Source organism: Nocardia sp. NPDC059236, from assembly GCF_042754085.1.
Taxonomy (GTDB): domain Bacteria; phylum Actinomycetota; class Actinomycetes; order Mycobacteriales; family Mycobacteriaceae; genus Nocardia.
In genome coordinates this window covers 445-1,037 of record NZ_JBHZAF010000121.1, presented here as the reverse complement: position 1 = coordinate 1,037, position 593 = coordinate 445, and the positions used below count along the sequence as shown (strand labels likewise).

2 protein-coding genes are annotated in these 593 nt (G+C 69.8%); both read right to left on the bottom strand.

What is annotated here, in order from left to right; translation table 11 throughout:
* The coding region (locus tag ACFXIV_RS48355; RefSeq protein WP_379421596.1) for a hypothetical protein at positions 1 to 186 on the bottom strand (186 nt) is incomplete at its 3' end.
* Positions 183 to 593: asparagine synthase-related protein (locus tag ACFXIV_RS48350; RefSeq protein ID WP_379421595.1), on the bottom strand; the 411-nt coding region annotated here is incomplete at its 5' end. The genes ACFXIV_RS48355 and ACFXIV_RS48350, both read right to left, overlap by 4 nt.

Genomic DNA, 593 nt, shown 5'->3' with positions numbered 1-593 from the left:
GTCCGGGCGGGAGCGGGCCTTGCCCACCATCGACATACCGGCCTCGGACACCTTCATCAGCTCGGTGCCGGTGGAGATCAGCGAGTAGGCGCTGCGGACCAGCACACCGCCCGGCTTGCATCCCGGCACCGGCACATCGAGCAGCGCCAGTTCACCGCTCTTGTAGTTCTGCACTACCTGTTTCACCCGAACTCCCCAGAAGTCGCGCCGCGATACCAGTACTCGAGGGTCAGCACATGCCACAGATGCTTGGAGTAGTCCCGCTGCCCGGCCGCGTCCTCGGCGACGAGCCGCGCCAGCGCGTCGCGGCGCAGGAACCCGGAGCGGACGAGCTCGCCGTCGTTCACCACCTCGCGCACCAGCGGCGCCAGATCCCGGCTCATCCACGCCCGCAGCGGGGCGCTGAACAGCCCCTTGGGCCGGTACACGATCTCCCGGGGCAGGACCGAGGAGGCCGCCTCCTTGAGGACGGCCTTGCCCTGCCGTCCGACGATCTTGCGCTCGCCGGGCACCGCGAACGCCGCCTCGACCACCTCGACGTCCACATAGGGCACCCGCACCTCGGTCGAGGCGGCCATGCTGGAGCGGTCGGT